The following is a 6,517-nucleotide window of genomic DNA, read 5'->3' as shown; positions in this document are numbered from 1 at the left end:
CCCGGCCGCGCTCGGTCTCCCGGCCTGCCCCGAGGGGGCGCTGCGCGGCGCGGACGCCAAGTTCAACGCGGACGTCGCCCGTCGGGTGCTGGCGGGCGAGCGTGGACCCGTGCGGGACGCCGTGCTGCTCAACGCGGCCGCCGCGCTGGTGGCGCTGGACGGGACCGCTGACCCCCTGCAGGACGGCCTGCGACCGGCGCTGGAGCGGGCCGCCCGCTCGGTCGACGACGGAGCCGCGGCGGCCGCGCTGGACCGCTGGGTGGCCGCGACCAGGGCGGCTGCGGCCGGCTGAGCGGTCAGCGGATGCGTTCGCGCTTCCACACGTCGCGCATCAGCATGGGCAGCACGACGAACACCCACAGCCCGATGCCCAAGAGCCCGAATGGCAGGTTCAGCGCGAAGAAGCCGAGCATGAGCAGCGCGAGCAGCGTGATGACGAGGCGCCCGACCAGGCCGAAGGACGTCACGCCCGCCCTGGTGCGCGAGTACTGCCGCGGGTCCGGTGGGACGACTCGCGGGGGTGCGACCGCGAAGCCGTTCGCCCCGAAGTCGGTCGGCTGGTCGGTCGGGCCGGTGCTCGGAACCGGCGTCCAGCACTGGGTGCACACGGCGGCGGCTGCCGGCAGCGCCGCCGTGCACGAGGAGCACCGATCGGACATACCGATGAGATCGGACGGCGCGCGCCCGGTCTGAAACCGGGTCAGGCGCCGTCCTCGAGGCCGAGGGAGAACGCGGCCTCGAGGTCGTGGCGGCTGTAGGTGCGGAACGCGATGTGGGTCTCGGTCGCCAGCACGCCGGGCACCTTGTTCAGAGTGCCGGCGATGACGTCAGCCAGCTCGTCGTGCTCGCGCACCCGGACCATGGCGATCAGGTCGACCTCGCCGGTCACCGAGTACACCTCACTGACCCCGGGGATGTCCGCGAGCGCCTCGGCGACCTCGGGGATCTTGTCGACCTCGACCTTGACCAGCACGATCGCAGTGATCACGGGGACGACCCTACCGCTGGTCAGCGGACCGGGCGCAGCCCCCGGTGGTCGGCGTCCGGGGGCTGCAGGGACGGCACCGCGGAGCCGGCCGCGGCGGCGAACAGCTCGCGGTGCACCGAAACGCTGCGGGCCGGCGACGCCCAGGTGCCCTCAACCGACACCAGCCGGACTCCGGGCTGGTCCAGCCAGTGCAGGATCCGCTCGGTCTCCTCGGCCGAGGCCGCCGGGGTGGGTCCGGGCCCGGGGCGGACCGTCTCGGCGGTGGCCACCAGCGCGTCGGCGACGCGGCGCGGGTCGTCCCCGGGCGCGGCCACTGCGGTGCCGGCGAGCCGGCCGAACCGGACGACCGCGACCTCCCAGCCCTGGTCCGGCGTCGGCCGCGCGGCGACCAGCTCGGCCAGGCCAGCCAGCCCGGCCAGCCGGTGCATCCGGGACGCGGTCAGCACCAGCGCGGCCAGCCGGTCCCGGTGCGCCGCGGCGTCCTCGAACCTCTCGTCGTCGGCCAGCGCGCTGATCCGCTCCTGCAGCCGGTCGACGACGGAACGATCGGCCCCGACGATGACGTCGCGGGCGGCCTGGACGTGCGGCGCGTAGGACTCGACGTCCTGGTACCCCTCGCACGGCGCGCCGCAGCGGCCCATGCCGTACAGCGCGCAGGCCGCGGTGGGGCGCTTCGGTGACAGCCGCGCGGTGCACTGGCGCAGCGGCAGCGCCTCGTGCAGCGCCGTCATCGCCGACTCCGCCGTCCGCCGGCTGCCGAACGGGCCGAGGTAGGTGCCGGCGTCGTCGCGCACCTCGCGGACGACGGACAGCCGCGGGAACGGCTCGTCGGTGAGCTTGAGCCACGACGCACGTTCGGGGAACCGCGAGCGCCGGTTGTAGCGCGGCTTGTGCTCGGCGATCAGCCGCAGCTCGCGGACCTCGGCCTCCAGCAGGGTCGGGCAGGCGATGTGCCGCACCCGCTCGGCCAGCCCCACCATCTCAGCCATCCGGGTGCGCATCTCGCTGGCCGTGAAGTACGACCGCACCCGGGTGCGCAAGTCGGTGGCCTTGCCGACGTACAGCACCTGCCCTTGGGCGTCCTCGAACAGGTACACGCCGGGTGAGCGGGGCAGGCCCTCGGCCAGGTGCCGCTTGCGCCGCTGCGCGGGGGAAACCCGAGCGGAGTAGGTGCTCAGCTCCTCCAAGGTGTCGACGCCCTGGGTGCCGACCCGCTCGATCAGCCCGTGCAGGACATCGACGGTAGCCCTGGCGTCGTCGAGCGCCCGGTGGGTGGGGCTGGTCCTGGCCCGGAAAACCTGGGCGAGCGTGCTCAGCTTGCAGTTGGGGGCCTCGTCGCGCAGCACCAGCTGGCGGGCCAGCCGGGCGGTGTCGAGCACCCCGTACGGCGGCCACTCGTGGCCGGTGCGTTCCGCCGCCGCCTTCAGGAAGCCGATGTCGAACGGCGCGTTGTGGGCGACGAGCACCGAGCCGCGGGAGAACTCCAGGAAGGCGGGCAGCACCGCCTCGACGCGGGGGGCGGCGGCCACCATCAGGTCGGTGATGCCGGTGAGCACCTGGACGAACGCCGGGATCGGCGCGCCCGGGTTGACCAGGCTCTGGAACTCGCCGAGCACCTCCCCGCCGCGGACCTTCACCGCGCCGAACTCGGTGATCCCGCAGTCGGCCGGCGACCCGCCGGTGGTCTCCAGGTCGACCACCACGAAGGTGACCTCGCCCAGCGGGGTGCCCAGCTCGTCGAACGTGCCCTGCGCGCTGGCGACTGCGGTGCTGGTGGAACCCACGGAACCGACGGTAGGCACCAGTACCGACAGCCCGGCGAAGGCGCGCCCCAGGGACGGTGGGAATCGGGGCAGCGCCTACCCTTCAGGTGGCTGCCGCCGACCGCCCGAACGATGCCCTGACTGGAGTCCCCGTGCCCGTGCCGCTGCCCACCCCGCAGTCCCGCTGGCGCTGCGCCCAGTGCGGGAACCTCACCCGGTTCGACGTCACTCGGTCCAGCCGGGTCCGTGAGTACGTCCACCTCGACCTGAGCGGCGAGCCGCAGGTGGACGAGTCCGAGGTGCTCGAGGAGCAGATCGAGCAGGTGCGCTGCCGCTGGTGCCAGGCCGTGGACGCCGTCGAGCTGGTGCCGCGGCCGGACGCCGGGGGACCGGTCGACGACCCGGGAGCCGAGTGAGCCAGGATGCCGAGGGCCCGGCCGGCCCGCTGCCCGCGCCGGTGCGGCTGCGGGTGCTGGCGCTGGCCGCCGAGGCACTGGGGGCGATGCCCCTGGACGATGTCCCCAACGGGCTGAAGGCGGTGGCCCGGTTCGCCCCCGCCAAACGGGCCAGGACGGGAGCCACCCCGCTCGCCGCCGCGGTGGAGAAGGACCCGGTGTTCCGTCAGCAGGTCGCGGCGCGGCTGGCCGAGCGGGAGCCGGACCTGGCCGCGGCGGTGGCCGAGGGCGGGACGGTGGCGACGGTCGAGCCGGTGGAGGTGGCCGCGGCCACCTACCTGCTCCGGCCGCCGGGGTGGGTCGAGCTGCTCGACCGCAGCATCGAGGCCATCGCGCGGGACGAGCGGGTCGGCCAGGACGCCGAGTCGGCCTCGGCCGTTGACCAGCTGCAGGAGCAGCTGGCCGCCGTCCGCTCGCAGACCAGGACCGAGCTCGACCGGGCCAGGGCGGAGGCCACGGCCGCCCGCCGGGAGGTCGCCGACCTGCGCCGGCAGTTACGGGTGGCCACCGACGCGGCGCGCCGGGCCGAGGCCACGGAGAGGGAGGCGACGGCGGCGGCCGAGCAGGCCCGGGCGGAGGCCTCCGGTCAGGTCGCCGCGGCCGAGCAGGAGCTGCGCCGGCTGCGATCCCGGTTGACCGATGCGCAGGCGGCCGTCGAGGGCGCCCGCAAGGCGGCTCGTGAGGGCCGGGCGGGCAACGAGCTGCGACTGCGGCTGCTGCTCGACACGGTCCTGGACGCCGCTGCGGGGCTGCGCCGGGAGCTCGCGCTGCCGCCGGCGTCCGGGAGCCCGGCGGACGCCGTCCAGCCCGGGGGCGGCGAGCCGGCGACGGGAGCTGCGGTGGCCACCCGGGCGCAGGACCACGACGACCCGGCCCGGCTCGAGCAGCTGCTCCTGCTGCCCAAGGTGCACCTCGTGGTCGACGGCTACAACGTGACCAAGTCCGGCTACGGCACGCTGCCGCTGGAGACGCAGCGGACCCGGCTGGTCGGTGCGCTGGGCACGCTGGCGGCCCGGACCGGCGCCGAGGTCACCTGCGTGTTCGACGGCGCGACGGTGGAGGTGCCGGTGGGGGTCCCGGTCCCGCGCGGGGTCCGCGTGCTGTTCTCCGCCGCCGGTGAGACGGCGGACGAGCTGATCCGTCGCCTGGTCCGGGCCGAGCCGCGGGGCCGCCCGGTCGTGGTGGTGTCCAGCGACCGCGAGGTGATGGACGGCGTGGCCGCGGCGGGGGCGTGGACGGCGGCTGCGGTGGCGCTGCTGCGCCGCCTGGACCGCGGCTGAGCGGAACCTGTCGGACCCGCTGTCTAGCGTGGCTTCGTGACGGGTCCCGGCGTTGCCGCCGGCCGACGAAGGAGGGCTCGCCCGTGCTGATCGACTGTGACACGTGTGAGGTGCGTGGCCGCGAGTGTGGTGGCTGCGTGGTCACCGTGCTGCTCGGCGCGCCGCCGGAGGGGGTGCGGCTCGACGACGACGAGCGGCGGGCCCTCGAGGTGCTGGCCGCCTCGGGCCTGGTGCCGCCGCTGCGGCTGGCCACCAGCGAGCCGACGGAGGTGGTGGACGTCCCGCAGGTGCGGCGGCTGGGACGGGCCACCGCCTGAGCGGCGGCTAGCATGCCCCGGTGCCGCGGCTGAGGGTCTTTCGCGCCGTGGCGTTCGTCGTCCCGGGGGCGCTGCTCGTCGGCTGCTCGACCGCCGGGTCGGTGCCGCCGGCGGTCTCGGTGGCCGCCCGCCCTGGTTCCGGGCTTGCGGCGTCAGCCACGTCGGCGGCGGTTGGCGAGCTGCTGGGTCGGCGGGCAGCTGCGCTGCTCGCGACGGACTCGGCCGGCTACGCGGCCACGCTCGGTGCGGGTGCCACGGCCGGGGTTCGGGCGCTCCCGCAGCGGCTGGCTGGGGTTCGGCTGGCCGGGTGGAGCTACGCCGTCCGCTCGGTCGAGCCGGGTGCCGGGGCCACCGAGCATGCCCAGGTCACCTTGACCTACCGGCTGGCCGGGGTCCCCACGGCGTCGACCGCCGACCGTGACGTCACGCTGTCCGGCGGTCTCGTCGTCGACGACCAGCCGGTGGGCGCGTCGCTGCCCTGGGACCTCAGTGTGGTCACCGAGACGGCGGGGCGCAGCAGCCTGGTGCTCAGCGTGCAGCCGGTCCGGCTGCCGGCCGCACCGGTCGCGGCGCAGGGGGACCGGGCGGTCGCCGCTGTCGACTCCGTCTGGGGGAGCGACTGGTCGCGGCGGGCGCTGCTCGTGCTGGTGGCCGGCCCGGGGCCGCTAGCCGCGCTGCTCGGCCGCACGCCCGACGGCGTGACCGGTCTGGTCGCCTTGGCGACCACCGACCGGGTGACCGTCGACGCCACCGCGCTCGGTGCGCTCACCGAGCCGGCGCAACAGGTGCTGCTGACCCACGAGGTGACCCACCTGGCCACCCGCGCTGCGGGGTCGACCAGCGTGCCGACCTGGCTGGAGGAGGGCTTCGCCGACTACGTGGGGCTGCGCGGATCCCCGCTGCCGCAGGCCCAGCTGCTGGCCCCGCTCGCCGCGCGGGTGCGCATCGCCGGTCGGTCCACCCGGCTGCCAGACGAGGCCGACTTCCAGCCCGGCTCGGCCACGATCGGGGCGGCCTACACGGAGGCCTGGACGGCGGTCCGGCTGCTGGCGCAGACCCATGGGGAGCGGGCCGTGGTGCGGCTGTACCGGGCCACCGCGGCCGGGACCGGCAGCGCGGACGCGAACCTCGCGGCGGCGTTCCGGGCCGTGCTCGGCACCACGGTCGAGGCGTTCACGGTGGCCTGGCGGGCCGAGATTGCGCGGCTGGGGCCATGACCAGGACCCTCGTCGTCACCAACGACTTCCCGCCCAGGCCGGGCGGCATCCAGACCTTCGTGCACGAGCTGGTCCGGCGGCGCCCGGCCGGCTCGGTGGTCGTCTTCGCGTCCACCTGGCGCGACCCGGCCGGCTTCGACGCCGAGCAGCCGTTCCCGGTGGTCCGCTACCCGCACTCGGTGATGCTGCCGACCCCCGATGTCGCCCGGCAGGCCAAGGCACTGCTGCGCGAACACGACTGTGACTCGGTGCTGTTCGGGGCGGCCGCGCCGCTGGGGCTGCTCGGAGCCGGCCTGCGCCGCGCCGGTGCCCGGCGGCTGGTCGCGCTCACCCACGGGCACGAGGCCGCCTGGGCCTCGGTCCCGGGTAGCCGCCAGCTGCTGCGCCGGATCGGGGACGGCGTCGACGTGGTGGCCTACCTCGGCGAGTACACCCGCAGCCGGATCGCCGCCGCGCTGTCGCCGTCCGCGGCCGCCCGCATGGAGCGGCTCGCGCCC

At 75.8% G+C, this 6,517-nt stretch carries 9 protein-coding genes; 6 read left to right on the top strand and 3 right to left on the bottom strand.

Going from position 1 to position 6,517, the window contains the following annotated elements; all coding sequences use genetic code 11:
- Positions 1-292 (top strand): anthranilate phosphoribosyltransferase (locus tag VIM19_16780; GenBank protein HEY5186511.1); only part of this gene is annotated, 292 nt, incomplete at its 5' end.
- Between the two features lie 4 nt (positions 293-296).
- On the opposite strand, the gene VIM19_16775 is transcribed toward VIM19_16780, so the two are convergent.
- The 3 genes from VIM19_16775 to VIM19_16765 are packed head-to-tail and all read right to left on the bottom strand — an operon-like array spanning position 297 to position 2,772.
- Positions 297-659, bottom strand: a complete 363-nt coding sequence (locus VIM19_16775) for a hypothetical protein (protein HEY5186510.1) — start codon at positions 657-659, stop codon at positions 297-299.
- Positions 660-700: 41 nt separating this feature from the next.
- Complete coding sequence (locus VIM19_16770; protein HEY5186509.1) at positions 701-988, bottom strand: Lrp/AsnC ligand binding domain-containing protein; 288 nt, start codon at positions 986-988, stop codon at positions 701-703.
- Between the two features lie 20 nt (positions 989-1,008).
- Entirely contained in the window at positions 1,009-2,772 is a 1,764-nt protein-coding gene (locus VIM19_16765) for a DEDD exonuclease domain-containing protein (protein ID HEY5186508.1), read from the bottom strand.
- A 131-nt stretch (positions 2,773-2,903) separates the two neighbouring features.
- Here VIM19_16765 and VIM19_16760 point away from each other — a divergent pair, with 131 nt between their 5' ends.
- The 5 genes from VIM19_16760 to VIM19_16740 form a co-directional block, all read left to right on the top strand.
- The gene (locus VIM19_16760) at positions 2,904-3,167 is read left to right on the top strand and encodes a hypothetical protein (GenBank protein HEY5186507.1); all 264 of its coding nucleotides are present in this window, start codon (positions 2,904-2,906) and stop codon (positions 3,165-3,167) included.
- On the top strand, positions 3,164-4,486 hold the full coding sequence (locus VIM19_16755) for an NYN domain-containing protein (protein HEY5186506.1): 1,323 nt from the start codon (positions 3,164-3,166) through the stop codon (positions 4,484-4,486). Before VIM19_16760 ends, VIM19_16755 begins: the two co-directional genes overlap by 4 nt.
- An 83-nt stretch (positions 4,487-4,569) precedes the next feature.
- Positions 4,570-4,803, top strand: coding sequence for a hypothetical protein (locus tag VIM19_16750; GenBank protein ID HEY5186505.1), 234 nt, complete (start codon positions 4,570-4,572; stop codon positions 4,801-4,803).
- Positions 4,804-4,823: 20 nt separating this feature from the next.
- Positions 4,824-6,020, top strand: a complete 1,197-nt coding sequence (locus VIM19_16745; GenBank protein ID HEY5186504.1) for a hypothetical protein — start codon at positions 4,824-4,826, stop codon at positions 6,018-6,020.
- A partial coding sequence (locus tag VIM19_16740) for a glycosyltransferase (GenBank protein ID HEY5186503.1) occupies positions 6,017-6,517 on the top strand: 501 nt, incomplete at its 3' end. The genes VIM19_16745 and VIM19_16740, both read left to right, overlap by 4 nt.

The organism is Actinomycetes bacterium (assembly GCA_036510875.1).
In the GTDB taxonomy this organism is placed as follows: Bacteria; Actinomycetota; Actinomycetes; order Prado026; family Prado026; genus DATCDE01.
Note: the sequence above shows the minus strand (reverse complement) of the source record. Positions and strands in the feature narration are given on the sequence as shown.